This window comes from Embleya sp. NPDC059237, assembly GCF_042754105.1.
In the GTDB taxonomy this organism is placed as follows: domain Bacteria; phylum Actinomycetota; class Actinomycetes; order Streptomycetales; family Streptomycetaceae; genus Embleya.
Genome location: NZ_JBHZAE010000001.1, coordinates 1,075,122 through 1,092,409, shown reverse-complemented (window position 1 = coordinate 1,092,409; position 17,288 = coordinate 1,075,122). Strand labels below are relative to the sequence as shown.

Here is a 17,288-nt window from a genome sequence, read left to right as displayed (position 1 = left end):
GGCCCGATACGCACCACGGCACCGTGCTCGACGAAGACGAAGGAGGGGTTGGCGTGACCACGACGATCGACAAGGGCACCGCACCCGGGGCCCTGACCCACCTGGACGCGTTGGAAGCCGAGTCCGTGCACATCTTCCGCGAGGTGGCGGGCGAGTTCGAGAAGCCGGTCATCCTGTTCTCCGGCGGCAAGGACTCGATCGTCATGCTGCACCTGGCACGCAAGGCCTTCTGGCCGGCGCAGGTGCCGTTCGCACTCCTACACGTCGATACCGGGCACAACTTCCCCGAGGTCATCGAATACCGCGACAACGTGGTCGCCGAGCACAACCTGCGGCTGCACGTGGCCAGCGTGCAGGAGTTCATCGACAACGGCCGGCTGCGCGAGCGCCCCGACGGCACCCGCAACCCGCTGCAGACGGTCCCGCTCCTGGAGGCGATCGAGGCCAACCGCTTCGACGCGGTGTTCGGCGGCGGCCGACGCGACGAGGAGAAGGCCCGGGCCAAGGAGCGGGTGTTCTCGCTGCGCGACGAGTTCGGCGCGTGGGACCCGCGGCGCCAACGGCCCGAGCTGTGGCAGCTGTACAACGGCCGGCACCGCGTCGGCGAGCACGTGCGGGTGTTCCCGATCTCGAACTGGACCGAGCTGGACGTGTGGCAGTACATCGAGCGGGAGAAGATCGCGCTGCCGCGGATCTACTTCTCGCACGAGCGCGAGGTCTTCGAGCGCAACGGCATGTGGCTCTCCCCCGGCGAGTGGGGCGGGCCCCGGGCCGGCGAGGCGGTCGTGCGGCGCGTGGTGCGCTACCGCACGGTCGGCGACATGAGCTGCACCGGTGCCGTCGACTCCCCCGCCGCCACGGTGGCGGACGTCATCGCCGAGATCGCGGTGAGCAGGCTGACCGAACGAGGTGCCACGCGCGCGGACGACAAGATGTCCGAGGCCGCGATGGAGGACCGCAAGCGCGAGGGGTACTTCTAGTCATGAGTGGGACGTCCGAGATTTCCCCGACGGCCGGCGCGGCCGTCGACGATCGTGTGGGCCTGCTCCGACTGGCCACCGCGGGCTCCGTCGACGACGGCAAGTCGACCCTGGTGGGCCGGCTGCTGCACGACTCGAAGTCGGTGCTGAGCGACCAGTTGGAGGCGGTGACCCGGGTCAGCAACGAGCGCGGCCAGGAGGAGGCGGACCTCGCGCTGCTCACCGACGGCCTGCGGGCGGAGCGCGAGCAGGGCATCACCATCGACGTCGCCTACCGCTACTTCGCCACCGCCCGGCGCCGGTTCATCCTCGCCGACACCCCGGGCCACGTGCAGTACACGCGCAACATGGTCACCGGCGCCTCCACGGCGGAGCTGGCCGTGGTGCTGGTGGACGCGCGCAACGGCGTGGTCGAGCAGACCCGGCGGCACGCGGCGGTGGCGGCGCTGCTGCGGGTGCCGCACGTGGTGCTCGCGGTCAACAAGATGGACCTGGTCGACTACAGCGAGGAGCGCTTCGCCGAGGTCGCCAACACGTTCACCGCATACGCGAAGGCGCTCGGGGTGCCGGACGTGCGCTCGATCCCGGTGTCCGCGCTGCGCGGGGACAACGTGGTGGACCCCAGCTCGCACATGGACTGGTTCTCCGGGCCGACACTGCTGGAATACCTGGAGACGGTGCCGGTCGAGACCGACCCGACGCAGGAGCCCGCGCGCTTCCCCGTGCAGTACGTGCTGCGGCCGCAGTCCGACGACGAGTACCGCGACTACCGGGGCTATGCCGGGCAGATCGCCTCCGGCGTGTTCCACGAGGACGACGAGGTGGTGGTGCTGCCGTCGGGGCAGCGCACCACGATCGCCGGCATCGATCGGCTCGGTGTCCCGGTCCGGCGGGCCCGGCAGGGCGAGTCGGTCACCCTGCGGCTTGCCGACGACGTGGACGTCTCGCGCGGTGACCTGATCGCGCCGATCGGCGAGGCGCCCACCCCGACCCAGGATGTGGAGGCGACCGTGTGCCACGTCGCCGACCGGCCGCTGCGCACCGGCGATCGAGTGCTGCTCAAGCACACCACCCGCACGGTCAAGGCGATCGTCAAGGACATCGCCTACCGGCTGGACCTGGACGCGCCGATCGACGGCGAACTCGGCCACGAGCAGCACCCGACCGAACTGCGCGCCAACGACATCGCGCGAGTGGTCCTGCGCACCGCCCAGCCGCTCGCGCTCGACGACTACGCCGTCGGCCGCCGTACCGGTTCCTTCCTGTTGATCGACGAGGCCGACGGCTCGACGCTCACCGCCGGCATGGCCGGCGCTGCGTTCGCCGCGCCGGGCCGATGTCACGGCTGATCCGAACGCGGGTCTGACCACCCGCTTTTGACGCTCCGTCAGCCCTGTCCGCACGATCGCCCGTCGCCCATCACATTCGTCATCCCGGCCCGCGCCCGACGGCGCGGGCCCGAGGGAAGGTCCCCGCATGTCCGTTTTCGGGACGCATTCCGGCCAATACCGCCGCAGATCCATCCGTACCGGCTTCGCTGCCGCCCTCCTTCTGCCGCTGCTCGCCATGTCCGCGTGCGGCTACGGCTCGGACAAGAAGGACGACAAGAAGAAGACGCCCGCCGCGGGCGCGGGTCCGGCGACGGCGGGCGGCGCGAAGGCGGGCACGTCGGCCTCGCAGATCCGGCTCGGCTTCTTCGCCAACGTCACCCACGCGACGCCGCTGATCGGGCTGAACGAGGGCTTCTTCGCGAAGGAGTTGGGCACCACCGAGATCAAGCCGCAGGTGTTCAACGCCGGTCCGGCCGCGATCGAGGCGCTCAAGGGCGGTTCGATCGACGCGACCTACATCGGCCCGAACCCCTCGATCTCCGGGTTCACCAGCACCAACGGCGAACTCTTGCGGATCGTCGCGGGCGCCACCTCGGGCGGCGCGTCCCTGGTGGTCAAGCCGGGCATCAACGGGCCCGCCGACCTCAAGGGCAAGAAGATCGCCTCGCCGCAGCTCGGCGGCACCCAGGACGTCGCCCTGCGCGCGTGGCTGACCAAGAACGGCTACAGCGTGGACACCTCCGGCAAGGGCGACGTGAGCGTGGTCCCGACCGACAACGCGCAGTCCCTCGCCGCGTTCCAAAAGGGCGAGCTGGACGGCGCCTGGCTGCCCGAGCCGTGGGCCACCCGCCTGGTCCTGGAGGCGAACGCCAAGGTGCTCGTGGACGAGCGCACGTTGTGGCCGGAGGGCAAGTTCGTCACCACCGACCTGATCGTGTCCACCAAGTTCCTCAAGGAACACCCGGACACCGTCGAGGCCCTGATCAAGGGTCAGGTCGCCGCGAACGACTGGGCGGCCGGCAACCAGGACAAGGCCAAGGCCGCGGTCAACGCCAAGATCACCGAGTTCGCGGGCAAGCCGCTCGCGCAGAACGTGCTCGACGCGGCGTGGCCGAACATCGCCATCACCAACGACCCGCTCGCCGCGTCGCTGGTGAAGCTCTCCGAGGACGGGGTCGCGGTGGGCGTGACCAAGAAGCTCGACATCCACGGCATCTACGACCTGACCATCCTGAACAAGGTCCTCACCGCCGCCGGCAAGCCCGCGGTGAGCGACGCGGGCCTGGGCCCGAAGAAGTAGCGCCCACGCCCGTTCCGCCCCGGGCCGGCCGGCCCGGGTGAGCACTTCCCGCCCGACGCGCCACCGAGAGAGGTGATCCGGACATGACCCAGACCATCAGCGAGGCCACGCCCCAGGCCACGACCCCCGTCGGAACCGGCTTCGCGGTCCGCCTTGACCAGGTCACCAAGGTGTTCGGCCGCTCCGGCGGTGCCCCGGTCCTGGACGGCATCGACCTGACCGTGGCCCCGGGCGAGTTCGTCTGCCTCCTGGGCGCGTCGGGCTGCGGGAAGTCCACTGTGCTCAACCTGATAGCCGACCTGGACCAGCCGACCTCGGGCACCATCGAGGTCCCCGGCGGGCGCCCCGCGCTGATGTTCCAGGACCACGCGCTGTTTCCCTGGCTGACCGCGGGCAAGAACATCGAACTGGCCCTGAAACTGCGCGGGGTGCCGCGCGAGCAGCGCCGCGCCGAGGCCCAGGCGCTACTCGGGCTGGTCCGGCTCGGTGAGGCGTACGACAAGCGGGTGCACGAGTTGTCCGGCGGCATGCGCCAGCGCGTCGCACTGGCGCGCGCGCTGGCGCAGGCCGGCGATCTGCTGCTGATGGACGAGCCGTTCGCCGCCCTGGACGCGATCACCCGCGACGTGCTGCACGACGAACTGACCCGGATCTGGGCGGAGACCGGCCGCTCCGTGGTGTTCGTGACGCACAACGTGCGCGAGGCGGTACGACTGGCCCAGCGCGTCGTGCTGATGTCCTCGCGCCCGGGGCGGATCGCCCGTGAATGGACCATCGACATCCCGCAGCCGCGCCGGATCGAATCGGCCGGCGTATCGGAGTTGTCCGTCGAGATCACCGACCACCTGCGAGGGGAGATCCGCCGCCATGGCCGCGCCTGATCTGACCAAGTCCGCCCCCGCGGCGGGGGCCGACGCCACGGAGCCCGACGCGGCGGACCTCGCCGGCCTCGAGGCGGGGCTGGACGCGCTGGAGACGTACGACAAGGAGCGCGCGTCGTTCGGTCGGGTGCTCCTGGAGAAGGTGCTGCCGCCGGTCGTCGCGATCCTGCTGGTGCTGGTGGCCTGGCAGATCGCCTACTGGATGGAGCTCAAGCCCCGCTACGCGCTGCCCAGCCCCGCCGACGTGTGGGACGCGTTCATGGTGCAGTGGAACAAGGGCACCGTCTTCGACATCCTGTGGACCAGCCTCTCCCGAGGCATCCTGGGCTTTGCGATCGCGGTCGCCATCGGCACCCCGCTGGGTCTGATCGTGGCCCGGGTGAGCTGGATCCGGGCGGCGATCGGACCGATCCTGTCCGGGCTCCAATCGTTGCCCTCGGTCGCGTGGGTACCGCCGGCGGTGATCTGGTTCGGGCTGAACAACAGCGCGATCTACGCGGTGGTGCTGCTCGGCGCGGTGCCCTCGATCGCGAACGGTCTGGTGTCCGGCATCGACCAGATCCCTCCGCTGTACCTGCGCGCGGGCCGGGTGCTCGGGGCGCGCGGGCTCAACGGCGTGTGGCACGTGATGTTGCCCGCGTCGCTGCCCGGCTACCTCGCCGGCCTCAAGCAGGGCTGGGCGTTCTCCTGGCGCTCGCTGATGGCTGCCGAGCTGATCGCGGCCGGGCCGGAACTCGGCGTGGGTCTGGGCCAGTTGATGAACCAGGGCAGAGACCTGGGCGACATGCCGATGATGTTGACCGCGGTGGTGTTGATCCTGATCGTGGGCATCGGCATCGACATGCTGGTGTTCACCCCGATCGAACGTGTGGTGCTGCGCCGACGCGGACTGACCGGAGGCGCATAGCCATGAACCTCGCTCCCCCGCTTTTGGCCGTCGCGCACGGCAGCCGCGATCCCCGGCATGCCGCGGCGATGGCCGCCCTGGCCGCGCGGGTGCGCGCGCTGCGGCCCGGGTTGCGGGTGGAGATCGGCTATCTGGACCACTGCGGGCCGCGCGTGCCGGAACGGTTGGCCGAGTTGGCCGCGGCCGGGGCGGGCACCGCGGTCGCGGTGCCGCTGCTGTTCACCCCGGCGTTCCACGCCAAGCAGGACGTGCCGAACGTACTGCGCCATCGCGGCTTGACGGTGCATCAGACGGCCACGCTGGCCCCGTCCCCGCTGTTGCTCGACGCTTTGAACCTGCGCATGCACGAGGCCGGGATACGGCCGGGAGACGCCCGATACGGCGTCGTCCTGGCCACCGCGGGCTCCACCGATCCGGAGGCGAACGCGGTGACCACCATCGTCGCGCGGGAGTGGCGGCGTACCGGTTGGTGCGCCGTGGTCCCCGCGTTCGCCTCCGTCCACCAGGGCTCCACGGTCGCCGCCGCGATCGAGGGGTTGCGCTCCCTGGGCGCCGAGCGGATCGTGGTGGCGTCCTGCATGCTGGCGCCCGGGATCCTGCCTGACCGCATCGTCGAACAGGCGCTTGCGGCCGGTGCCGAACTGGTCACCGAACCGGTCGCGGACACCCCCCAAATCGCCCGGTTGGTGCTCGATCGCTACGACGCGGCGCTGCCGTCGAGATCCGGGCTCTCCGCCTGAGTCCGGACCGGTACCATCACCGGCGTGATCGACTCGGTGGCCGGCGAACGTTCGGTGCTCGTGCGCGCGTGTGCGGAGGTCGGAGTGCCGTCCGCCGACGCGACGTTGCTCTCCTTCGGCGAGAACGCGGTGTTCGCGCTGCCCGGTCCGGGCCTGGTCGCGCGGGTGGCCCGAGGAGCGCATCTGGCCGAGCGCGCGCGGCGCGAGATCGCGGTCGCGTGCTGGCTGGCCGAACAGGACTTCCCGGCGGTGCGACCGGCGGCCGGGGTCGAGGCCCGGCCGGTGTTGGTGGACGGACGCCCGGTCACTTTCTGGGAGTTGTTGCCGCCGGCCGAGCGTGAGCCGAACGTGGGCGATCTGGCCCGGCTGTTGCGCAAGCTGCACGCGTTGCCCGCGCCGCCGTTCGCGCTGCCCGCGCGGCATCCGCTGGCGCTGGTGGAGACCTGGTTGGATTCGGCCGACGCGGCGGTGGGGCTGGCCGATCGGCGCTATCTGTCGGCGCGCCGCGACGAGTTGGAGGCGGCCTGTCGCGAGCTGACCCCGGCATTGCCGACCGGCCTGATCCACGGCGACGCGCTGCTGCGCAACGTGGGCGTACACGGCGGCCGGGCACTGCTGTTGGACTGGGAGACGGTCGCGCACGACCTGCGCGAGTTCGACCTGGTGCTCACCCCGATGGCCGCCGCCCGCTACGGCCTGCCCGACGGCGCGGAGCGGCGGTTCGCCCGCAAGTACGGCTTCGATGTGACCGAGTGGGCCGGTTACCGGGTGCTGCGCGACACCCGCGAGTTGGCCGCCACCGCGTGGGTGGCCCAGCACGTGCCGGGCAACCCGGCGGCGGAGGAGGAGTTCCACCACCGGGTCCGCACCCTGCGCACCGGTGACACCGAGACGCGCTGGCACGCGTTCTGACGGGCGCTCCGGCGCTCGACCGGCACGCGTTCCGGCCCCGGCGCCCCGGCGCTCACGAGGTCCGCTTGCCCGCCGCCCACAGTTGCTCGAACTCCTCCTGGAACAGCGGGTAGAGCCCGCGCGCGGAGCCACCCGCCGCGTCGGCGCGCAACACGAACGCGGGCGACTCGACGCCGCGCGCGTGCCGCAGATACGGCTGGATCAGCCCCACGTCCCCGTCCACCAGGTAGGCGCCGAAGCGCGGCGCCTCGTCGTAGAGGCGGATCTCGATCCGGCGCGGCTCGCGCAGCTTCGCCCGGACGCGGCGCATGTGCAGGATGTTGAGCGTGGTCATCCGGGACAGCAGTCCCTTCTTGATGCCCTCGTCGCGCTCGCGCTGCTTCATCGCGTCGCCCGCCGGGTTGAGGAAGAGCAGCCGCATGTCGCACCCGCCGGCGCCGAGTCGGGCCAGATCGCGGCCCGAGTAGTTCTGGCACAGCAGGTTGAGCGAGACGCCCATCGCGTCGATCCCGCGCGCGCCGTCGACCAGGTCGGCGAAGGGCAACCGGCGCTGCAGCGCGGAGCGGTCCTGGAAGACGCCCACCACGTCGGCGTAGCGCCCGGCGAACAACTCCTCGACCGCGTCCAGGGCCAGCCGCCGGTCGCCCTGTTCGGCGAGCGGCCCGTCCAGCATGGCCAGCACGCGCAGGCACGCGCGTTCCACCTGGGCGAGCACGTCGGGCGAGAGCACCCGGTTGCGGGCCACGATGTGCCGGCCGATCTCGACCTCCTCCAGGGCGCGTTCCAGCTTGCGCCGGTCCGGCAGGAAGGGCTCGAAGCACCACCAGTTGCGCACCATCAGCTCGCGCAGTTGCGGCAGGGTCAAAAAGGCGATCAGCTCGTCGTCGGCGGGGTCCACGATGTAGCCGCGCCGGCGGCTCATCTCCCTTACCGCCTCGGCTCGTTCGACCCATTCGTTCTGCACGTTGCCGGCCGCGGCGAGCACCCAGGCGCCGTCGTCGTGTGGGTGCTCGCCGGGTCCGTAGACGGGGACGAGCACCGCGCTGATCACCGCGCGCAGCCGCTGCTCGATCAGGTTCAGGTACACGTACGCCCGACCTGCCCGGCGCCCACGCAGCAGGGCGGCGGCCCAGTCGTCCTCGGTCCAGGTGAGCGTCGCGGGGTCTATCCCCGGCAGCGGGTCGGGCGGCCCGGAACCGTCCAGGACGGCGGTGCCGGCGGCCGCGTGGCGGGGGCCGGGCAGGCCGCCCGGGTCGAGGGCGAACGAGCCGGTGTCGGTGAGTCCGACGGTGCCCGGGAGGCCGGCGGTGCCGCCCGGGGGATCGCCGTCGGGATAGGGGGCGTACGGGTCCGGGAAGGTGTCGCCGCCCGAGCCGAATCCGGTCGTGCCGTCGAGGCCGGTCGTACTCGTCCCCGCCGCGGGATCCTCGTCGGTTGTCGAGGGTGGCGGGTTGGACTCCCGATCGGCCATCGCGTCCCATCCGTTCGTCGTCGAGCCGGAACCGAACGAGCGTATAGCGAAACCCGGCGGCCTCGGGGGGCCCGCGCGGGCCGGTCGGCGTGCCCCGTTCGGGTGACGAATCCACCGGCATTACCCGGATGGCGTAAGGCGATTGGGGGGACTCGACACGCTCTGGCAACTTCTGCCGAGCAACGCAATGTCCCAGCGAAACAATTGCCGGATGGGGGAGGGTCTTCCCTCCTCCTGGTCCGGGGCGCAACCGAGACGGATCGACGATCCGTCTCATCCGGCAGGAACCGTGGCACCCAGGAGGTCGTCATGTTGGCCACGAACAGCAGGATCCCGGCGGTACACGACGGCGCCGAGGACGATTTCGCCCGGTATCGCGATGTGGTCGCGGGGATCTTCGCGCACCATCGGCGCACCGCGACCCCCGGCAGCGACGGCGTGGCGTGCTCGTGCGGCGGCGCCCGGCCCTGCCGGGAGGAAATGCTCGCCGCCGAACTGCTCGACTGGATCTGACCGTTACGACCACAAATGATCGGCAACGATCGGTTCGGCCGACCGGACGACGCCCGCTCCAGGCATGAAATCCACCCGACCGGGGGACGCCGGAGTGGATTGCACCCCCGGATCGGGTCCGGTACGGGAGACTGCAAGCTGCCGAAATGCTGCCGAAGCACGATCCGCGACAAAGCAGGTTGCTCATGCAGGTCTGGCCCGGTCATTCGTATCCGCTGGGCGCCACGTACGACGGCGCCGGCACCAACTTCGCGGTCTTCTCGGAGGCCGCCGAACGCGTCTGGTTGTGTCTGCTGGACGAGGAGGGCACCGAGGAGCGCATCGAGCTGCGCGAGGCCGACGCCTTCGTCCGGCACGCCTACCTGCCCGGGATCCAACCCGGGCAGCGCTACGGCTACCGCGTCCAGGGCCCGTTCGACCCGGCCGCGGGCGCCCGGTGCAACCCGAACAAGCTGCTGCTCGACCCGTACGCCAAGGCGATGTGCGGCGAGGTGCACTGGCACGAGTCGATGTACGGCTACTCGTTCGAACACCCGGATCTGATGAGCACCACCGACTCCGGTCCGCACACGATGAACTCGGTGGTGATCAACCCCTACTTCGACTGGGGCGACGACCGGCCGCCGCGCACCGGCTACCACGACACGGTGATCTACGAGGCGCACGTGCGCGGGCTGACCCGCAGCCACCCGGGCCTGCCCGAGGAAATCCGGGGCACCTACGCGGGCATGGCGCACCCGGCGGTGATCGAGCACCTGGTGAGCCTGGGGGTGACCGCGATCGAGCTGATGCCGGTGCACCAGTTCGTCCAGGACCACCGGTTGTCCGACCTGGGGATGCGCAACTACTGGGGCTACAACACGATCGGCTTCTTCGCGCCGCACGCGGCCTACTCCTCCACCGGCGAACGCGGGCAGCAGGTCCAGGAGTTCCGCTCGATGGTCAAGGCGCTGCACGCGGCGGGCATCGAGGTGATCCTCGACGTGGTCTACAACCACACCGCCGAGGGCAACCATCTGGGCCCCACACTGTCCTTCCGCGGCCTGGACAACGCGTCCTACTACCGGCTCGCCGACGACAAGCGCTACTACCTGGACACCACCGGCACCGGCAACAGCCTGCTGATGCGCAGCCCGCACGTGTTGCAGCTGATCATGGACTCGCTGCGCTACTGGGTCACCGACATGCACGTGGACGGGTTCCGCTTCGACCTGGCCGCCACGCTGGCCCGGCAGTTCCACGAGGTGGACCGGCTGTCCTCGTTCTTCGACCTGGTCCAGCAGGACCCGGTGGTCTCCCAGGTCAAGCTGATCGCCGAGCCGTGGGACGTCGGCGAGGGCGGCTACCAGGTGGGCAACTTCCCGCCGCTGTGGACCGAGTGGAACGGCAAGTATCGCGACACGGTGCGCGACTTCTGGCGCGGCGAGGAGCGCACCCTCGCCGAGTTCGGCTCGCGGCTGACCGGCTCCTCCGACCTGTACCAGGACGACGGCCGCCGACCGATCGCCTCGATCAACTTCGTCACCTGCCACGACGGCTTCACGCTGCACGACCTGGTGTCGTACAACGACAAGCACAACGCGGCCAACCGTGAGGACAACCGCGACGGCGAGAGCCACAACCGGTCCTGGAACCACGGCGTCGAGGGCGAGACCGACGACCCGGACATCCTCGCGCTGCGCGCCCGCCAACAGCGCAACTTCATCGCCACGCTGCTGCTGTCCCAGGGCGTGCCGATGATCGCGCACGGCGACGAGTTCGGCCGCACCCAGCAGGGCAACAACAACGTCTACTGCCAGGACAACGAACTCTCCTGGGTGCGCTGGCCCGAGGGCGAGGGCCCCGACCTGCTCGAATTCACCCGGATGATGACCCGGCTGCGCGCCGAACACCCGGTCTTTCGGCGCCGCCGCTTCTTCCACGGCAGATCCGTCCAGGGCACCCACGACGAGCTGACCGACATCGCCTGGTTCACCCCCACGGGCGAGGAGATGTCGGACGGCGACTGGTGGGCGGCCGCGGCCAAGTCGGTCGCCGTCTTCCTCAACGGCAACGCCATCTCGGAACCGGACCCGCGCGGCCAAAAGATCACCGACGACTCGTTCCTGCTGCTGTTCAACGCCTCGCACGAGGCAGAGGAGTTCACCATCCCCGCGGACCTGGGCCGATCCTGGACCGTGGTGGTCGACACCGCCGACGACAAGACGGTGATACACGAGCCCAAGTCCCGCCCCACCATCGAGGGCGGCGCCGCCCAGACCGTCGAGCCCCGCTCGCTGGTGGTCCTGCAACGACCGTGACCCGATCACCCGCCGGCGTGGGTTTCACCACCCCGGCGGGTGGTAGGTCGCGGATGTCCGGGGAAGCTTGTCGGCATGACCTCGTCGCCTTCTCGTGTTCCGACCGGCATCTACCGGCTCCAGCTGCAACCCGCCTTCGGGTTCGCCGAGGCCGCCGCAGCCGTGCCCCACCTCGCCTCGCTCGGGGTGAGTCACCTGCACCTGTCGCCGATCCTGCAGGCCGTCCCCGGATCCACCCACGGCTACGACGTGGTCGACCACTCGCGCGTGTCCGCCGACCTCGGCGGCGAGGACGGGCTGCGCGAGTTGGCGACGGCCGCCGCCGCACACGGGCTCGGCATCGTGGTGGACATCGTGCCCAACCACATGGCGGTGCCCGCACCCGAGTCGCTGAACCGGCCGCTGTGGGAGACGCTGCGCGAGGGGGCCGACTCGCCCTACGCCCGCTGGTTCGACATCGACTGGACCCGGCACGACGGGCGCGTCCTGCTGCCCGTGCTCGGCGGCCCGGTCGAGGAGGTCGCCGACGAGCTGATCGTGGACGGCCACGTGCTGCGCTACCACGACCACGAGTTCCCGCTCCGGCCCGGCACCGAAAAGCTCGCGCTCGACGAACTGCTCGCCGCCCAGCACTACGAACTCGCGCACTGGCGGCGCGCCGACACCGAACTGAATTACCGCCGCTTCTTCACCATCGCCGGCCTCATCGCCCTGCGCCAAGAGGACGACGAGGTCTTCGCGGCCACCCACGCCACCATGGTGCGGCTGCTGAACGAGGGCCTGATCCACGGGCTGCGGATCGACCACCCCGACGGCCTGGCCGACCCGCGCGCCTACCTGGAGCGGCTGCGCGCCGCCGCGCCGAACGCGTGGATCGTGGTGGAGAAGATCCTCTCCGACGAGGAGACCCTGCCCGCCGACTGGGCCTGCGACGGCACCACCGGCTACGACGCGCTGCGCCGGGTGGACAACCTCTTCCTGGACCCCGAGGGCGCCGGCCCGCTGCGCGCGCTGCACCGCGAACAAACCGGGGTGCGCGAAGGCTTCGACTACCTCGCACAAGAAGCCAGGGCCGAGGTCCTCGCCGGCGGCCTGGCCACCGAGTTCGCCCGGCTGCGCCGCACCCTGGACCGGCTGGAGCCGGTGGCCGGAGCCGGCGACGTCGGCCGCGCGCTGCCCCCGCTGCTGACCGCGTTCCCCACCTACCGCCCCTACCCCGGCGCCGGTCCCGGCTCGATCGCCGCGATGGCCCGGGCCCTGACGGGAGTCCCGGGGCAGGTTTCCGAGGCGGCCCGCGAGATCGCCGAACTGGCGCTCGCCGACGGGGAGTTCGGCATTCGCTTCGGCCAGGTCGCGGCGGCGCTCGCGGCCAAGGGCGTGGAGGATCGTGCGTTCTACCGCTGGTACACCCTGAGTTCGCTGAACGAGGTCGGCGGCGCGCCCGACACGTTCGGGTTGGACATCGCCGGGTTCCACGCCGCCTGCCGGCGCATGTCCCCGACCACGATGACCACGCTGAGCACCCACGACACCAAGCGCAGCGAGGACGTCCGGGCCCGCCTGTCGGTGCTCGCGGAGATCCCCGAGGACTGGGCGCAGCGGGTGCACGCCTGGAACGACCGGTCCCGACCGCACCGTTCCGAATTCCGCTTCGGCCCGGACCGCTACGACACCTACCTGCTGTGGCAGACCCTGGTCGGCGCCTGGCCGCTCACTCCGGACCGGGCGGTCGCCTACCTGCGCAAGGCGATGCGCGAGGCGGCCCGGGAAACCACCTGGGCCGACCCGAACCCGGACTACGAGACGGCGAGCGAGGCATTCGTGCGCGCCGTCCTCGCCGACGACGAACTCACGGCCGACATCGCCGACTTCGGCGCCGTGGTGGACCGCGCCGCACACGCGGTCTCGCTCGGCGCCAAGCTGGTCCAGCTGACCATGCCGGGCGTACCGGACGTGTACCAGGGCGGCGAACTGGCGCTGTACACCCTCGTCGACCCGGACAACCGGGCCCCCGTCGACTTCGGGCGCGAGCACGGCCCGCTGGACACGCTCAAACTCAAGGTCACCTCCGCCGCGCTGCGGCTGCGCCGCGCGCATCCCGACTGGTTCGCCGGCGCCTACACGCCGCTGCGCGCTCGCGGCAAGGAGGCGGACCACGCCATCGCCTTCATCCGCGGCGGCGAGGCGATCACCGTGGCGACCCGGCTGCCGGCCGGTCTCGCCGCCAAGGGCGACTGGGGCGGCGCGCTGCTCCCGCTGCCCGAGGGCCGTTGGGTCGACGCGCTGACCGGCGGCACGTACACCGGCCAGGCCCGCCTGCGGCACATCCTGGAGGACCTGCCCGTCGCCCTGCTCACCCGGGGCTGACCGGCCGGGGCCGGCGCCGGACCGTTCCCCTCCGTTCGCACCCGCTCCCCCGTTCGCACCCGTTCCCGAAAGGACACAACCATCGTGGTCAGGTTCGAGGTCTGGGCTCCGAAAGCGTCGTCCCTGGAGGTCGTCGTCGACGGCCGACGCAAGCCGATGCGCGACGCGAACCGGCCGGGGTGGTGGCAGGCGGACGTACCGACGGCGGTACACGGCAGCGACTATGCGTTCGCCATCGACGGCAACGACCCGCTACCCGACCCGCGGTCGCCGTGGCAGCCCACCGGCCCCGACGGCCCGAGCCGCGTGGTCGACCACGCGGCGTACGCGTGGGGCGACGGGGCCTGGACCGGCCGGCCGCTCCCGGGCGCGGTCGTCTACGAGCTGCACATCGGTACGTTCACCACCGAGGGCACGTTCGCCGCGGCCGTCGAGCGGCTCGACCACCTGGTCGACCTCGGCGTCACCCACGTCGAGGTGATGCCGGTGTCCGCGTTCCCGGGCCGGCACGGGTGGGGCTACGACGGCGTGTGCCCGTGGGCGGTGCACGAGCCCTACGGCGGCCCGGACGGCCTCAAGCGGTTCGTGGACGCCTGCCACGTGCACGGCCTGGGTGTGATCCTCGACGTCGTGCACAACCACCTGGGCCCGTCCGGGAACCACCTGCCCGCCTTCGGCCCCTACTTCACCGACCGCTACCGCACCCCGTGGGGCTCGGCGGTGAACCTGGACGGCCCGGGCTCCGACGAGGTCCGCGCCTACCTGGTCGGCAGCGCGCTGATGTGGCTGCGCGACTACCACGTGGACGGACTGCGCCTGGACGCGGTGCACGCGCTCGCGGACAACCGCGCGGTGCCGTTCCTGGAGGAGTTGTCCGAGGCGGTGGACAAGCTCGCCGCCGCCACCGGCCGGCCGCTGTTCCTGATCGCCGAGTCGGACCTGAACGACCCCCGCGTAGTCACCCCGCGCGAGAGTGGCGGCATGGGCGTGCAGGCCCAGTGGAGCGACGACTTCCACCACGCGTTGCACGCCCTGCTCACCGGCGAACGCCAGGGCTACTACGGCGACTTCGGCTCGATGGGCACCCTCGCCAAGACGCTCACCCGGGTCTGGCTGCACGACGGCACCTGGTCCTCGTTCCGCGAGCGCACGCACGGCCGCCCGGTGCCCACCTCGCGGATGCCCGCCTACCGTTTCCTGGGCTACCTCCAGACCCACGACCAAGTCGGCAACCGGGCCACCGGCGACCGGATCTCGGCGACCCTGCCGCCGGCCCTGCTCGCGGCGGGCGCCGCGCTCGTGCTCACCGCGCCGTTCACCCCGATGTTGTTCATGGGCGAGGAGTGGGGCGCGTCCACGCCCTGGCAATACTTCACCGACCACACCGACCCGGAGCTGGCCGAGGCGGTACGCAACGGCCGCCGCGCCGAGTTCGCCTCGCACGGCTGGGACGCGGCGCAGATCCCCGACCCGCAGTCGGCGCAGACCGTGCGCGACTCGTGCCTGGACTGGAAGGAGCCCGCCCGCGCCCCGCACGCGGCCCTGCTGGCCTGGTACCGGCGGCTGATCGCGCTGCGCCGGGAATGGGAGAACCTGACCGACCCGGACCTGACCCGGGTGCAGGTCAGCTTCGAGGAGACCGCCGGCTGGCTGATGGTGCACCGGGGCGCGTTCCGTACCGCGGTCAACCTGGCCGAGCAGCCCGCGACGCTGCCGATGGGCACCGGGGCGGCGGAGATCGTCGCGGCCTGGGACGACCGCGCGGAGATCCGCCGGGGCCTGGTCGGCACCACCCTGCGGCTGCCCGCGACCTCGGTCGCGGTGGTCCGGATCGGCACCCGCTAGGGAGTGCCGCCTCGCCGACCGCGACCGCCGGCCCGGGTGGTCGGGACGCTCAGGCGTCGAGCAGGCGCTTGCGCTCGGCCTCGACGTCGAAGTCGCCCGCCGGGTACCGGGGGTCCAACTCGGTCAGGTGCTCCAGGAGCAGCCGGCTGATCGCCCAGTTGCGGTACCACTTGCGGTCGGCCGGCACCACGTACCAGGGTGCCGCGTCGCCGTCGCACTTCTCCAGCGCGGCCTCGTAGGCGGTCCGGTAGTCGGGCCACACGGAACGCTCGTCGATGTCGGCCGGGTTGAACTTCCAGTGTTTGTCCGGGTTGTCGAGCCGGGCCAGCAGGCGTTCCTTCTGCTCTTCGGGCGAGATGTGCAGGAAGACCTTGATCACGGTCACCTCGTCCTTGGCCAGGCCCTGCTCGAAGCGGTTGATCGTGGCGTAGCGGCGCGACCACACCTGACGCGGGACCAGGTTGCGCACCCGCGCGATCAGTACGTCCTCGTAGTGCGAGCGGTCGAACACGCCGATCAGACCGGGCCCGGGGACCTGGGTGCGAACCCGCCACAGGAACGGGTGGGCGAGCTCCTCCTCGGTCGGCGCCTTGAACGCGTGGATGTGGCAGCCCGACGGGTTGAACTGGCCGATCACGTGCTTGACCGTGCCGCCTTTGCCGGAGGTGTCCATGCCCTGGACCACCAGGAGCACCCGGCGGCGCGCGCCGCCGGCCACGGCCTGCGCGTACAGCCGCTCCTGGAGCTCGGCCAGCCGGGGTCCCATCGCGCCGATGTCGGCGAGCGCGTCGGCCTTGTCGCCCGCGAAGCTCGGCGTGGCGCGCGGGTCGATCGCGGCCAGGTCCACCGGGCCGCCCGGCAGCCGCAACGCGGCCCGTACGGACGGCACATCGGCCGGGGGCGCGTACTTCTCGGCGGGCACCTCGACGAGCACCCGGAGCCGGGGCGGGGCGGGCTCGGGCACCTGCTCGGCCAGGCCCGGCTCGACGGCGGGCGAGGCGGTCGGGTCGACGGCGGGCTCGGCAGCGGGGTCGGCAGCGGGGTCGGCGTCGGGGTCCGGATCGTCCGCCGGGTCGGCGACCAGGTGCACGGCCGGGCCGACGGCGGGCTCCGGGTCCGCGGCCGGTGCCTCGGCGATCGCGCGCTCGGCCTCGGTCTGCTTCGCGAGTGCCTTGGCCGCCTTCGCGGCCTCGGCGGCGACCCGCTCGGCCGCGGCCTCCAACGCCTCGGCGGCCTTACGATCGGCCTTCTTCGTGGCCTTCTTCGCCGCCTTGGCGAGGTCGGCCTGCGCTTCGCGCTCGGCCTTGAGCACCTTGGCCGCCTTCTTCGCGGCCTTCTTGGCGGCCTTGGCCGCCTCGTCGACCCGGTCCGCCTTCGCGGCTCGGGCGACCTTGTCGAGCTTGGCGGCCTTCTTGGCGGCCTTGTCCTTGTCGAGCTTCGCGGGCTTGTCGAGCTTCGCGGCCTTCGCGGGCTTGTCGCCCCTCGCGGGCTTGTCGCCCCTCGCGGGCTTGTCGAGCTTGGCGGACTTGGCGGCCTTCGCGGGCTTGGCGGCCTTGGCTGCCTTCTTCGTGGCCGTCGCCCCCTTCACGACCGCCTCGGCGTCCGGGGCCTCGCCCAGGCCCACCGGCGTCGACCCCTTCGCGCCCCGGTCGGCCCTGCCTGCACTCCTGCCGTCGGCCTTCTTCGCCATGCCGCTGCCTCCGCGTCGTCGGGACCCGGGTCCGATGATGCCGCACCGACC

13 protein-coding genes are annotated in these 17,288 nt (G+C 71.6%); 11 read left to right on the top strand and 2 right to left on the bottom strand.

The features are described from left to right. The first annotated feature begins 53 nt into the window (after window positions 1-53). The 7 genes from cysD (at window position 54) to ACFXKZ_RS04800 (ending at window position 7,051) form a co-directional block, all read left to right on the top strand. Complete coding sequence (gene cysD, locus ACFXKZ_RS04830; RefSeq protein WP_379996407.1) at window positions 54-980, top strand: sulfate adenylyltransferase subunit CysD; 927 nt, start codon at window positions 54-56, stop codon at window positions 978-980. A gap of 2 nt (window positions 981-982) precedes the next feature. Continuing rightward, a complete protein-coding gene (locus ACFXKZ_RS04825; protein WP_379996405.1) occupies window positions 983-2,329 on the top strand; it encodes a sulfate adenylyltransferase subunit 1 in 1,347 nt (448 codons plus the stop codon). Between the two features lie 217 nt (window positions 2,330-2,546). After that, window positions 2,547-3,611 (top strand): ABC transporter substrate-binding protein, encoded by a 1,065-nt coding sequence (locus ACFXKZ_RS04820; protein WP_379997304.1) that lies wholly within the window; start codon window positions 2,547-2,549, stop codon window positions 3,609-3,611. Between the two features lie 83 nt (window positions 3,612-3,694). Further along, window positions 3,695-4,492: an ABC transporter ATP-binding protein gene (locus tag ACFXKZ_RS04815; protein ID WP_379996402.1), complete on the top strand. Its 798-nt coding sequence runs from the start codon at window positions 3,695-3,697 to the stop codon at window positions 4,490-4,492. Continuing rightward, window positions 4,479-5,399, top strand: coding sequence for an ABC transporter permease (locus tag ACFXKZ_RS04810; RefSeq protein ID WP_379996400.1), 921 nt, complete (start codon window positions 4,479-4,481; stop codon window positions 5,397-5,399). Before ACFXKZ_RS04815 ends, ACFXKZ_RS04810 begins: the two co-directional genes overlap by 14 nt. Window positions 5,400-5,401: 2 nt before the next feature. After that, window positions 5,402-6,139, top strand: coding sequence for a sirohydrochlorin chelatase (locus tag ACFXKZ_RS04805; protein ID WP_379996398.1), 738 nt, complete (start codon window positions 5,402-5,404; stop codon window positions 6,137-6,139). 24 nt (window positions 6,140-6,163) lie between these two features. Continuing rightward, window positions 6,164-7,051 carry a phosphotransferase enzyme family protein gene (locus ACFXKZ_RS04800; RefSeq protein ID WP_379996395.1) on the top strand — a complete coding sequence of 296 codons (888 nt, stop codon included), beginning with the start codon at window positions 6,164-6,166 and terminating at the stop codon, window positions 7,049-7,051. Between the two features lie 52 nt (window positions 7,052-7,103). On the opposite strand, the gene ACFXKZ_RS04795 is transcribed toward ACFXKZ_RS04800, so the two are convergent. Beyond that, window positions 7,104-8,522 (bottom strand): SAV2148 family HEPN domain-containing protein, encoded by a 1,419-nt coding sequence (locus ACFXKZ_RS04795; RefSeq protein ID WP_379996393.1) that lies wholly within the window; start codon window positions 8,520-8,522, stop codon window positions 7,104-7,106. 309 nt (window positions 8,523-8,831) lie between these two features. Here ACFXKZ_RS04795 and ACFXKZ_RS04790 point away from each other — a divergent pair, with 309 nt between their 5' ends. From ACFXKZ_RS04790 to treZ, 4 genes are all read left to right on the top strand, one after another. Then, on the top strand, window positions 8,832-9,035 hold the full coding sequence (locus ACFXKZ_RS04790; RefSeq protein WP_379996391.1) for a hypothetical protein: 204 nt from the start codon (window positions 8,832-8,834) through the stop codon (window positions 9,033-9,035). A gap of 185 nt (window positions 9,036-9,220) precedes the next feature. After that, entirely contained in the window at window positions 9,221-11,335 is a 2,115-nt protein-coding gene (gene glgX, locus ACFXKZ_RS04785) for a glycogen debranching protein GlgX (protein ID WP_379997302.1), read from the top strand. A 75-nt stretch (window positions 11,336-11,410) separates the two neighbouring features. Beyond that, on the top strand, window positions 11,411-13,702 hold the full coding sequence (gene treY, locus ACFXKZ_RS04780) for a malto-oligosyltrehalose synthase (protein ID WP_379996389.1): 2,292 nt from the start codon (window positions 11,411-11,413) through the stop codon (window positions 13,700-13,702). Between the two features lie 84 nt (window positions 13,703-13,786). Continuing rightward, on the top strand, window positions 13,787-15,547 hold the full coding sequence (gene treZ / locus ACFXKZ_RS04775; RefSeq protein ID WP_379996387.1) for a malto-oligosyltrehalose trehalohydrolase: 1,761 nt from the start codon (window positions 13,787-13,789) through the stop codon (window positions 15,545-15,547). A gap of 49 nt (window positions 15,548-15,596) precedes the next feature. On the opposite strand, the gene ACFXKZ_RS04770 is transcribed toward treZ, so the two are convergent. After that, window positions 15,597-16,469: a PPK2 family polyphosphate kinase gene (locus tag ACFXKZ_RS04770; RefSeq protein WP_379997300.1), complete on the bottom strand. Its 873-nt coding sequence runs from the start codon at window positions 16,467-16,469 to the stop codon at window positions 15,597-15,599. Window positions 16,470-17,288: the final 819 nt, after the last annotated feature.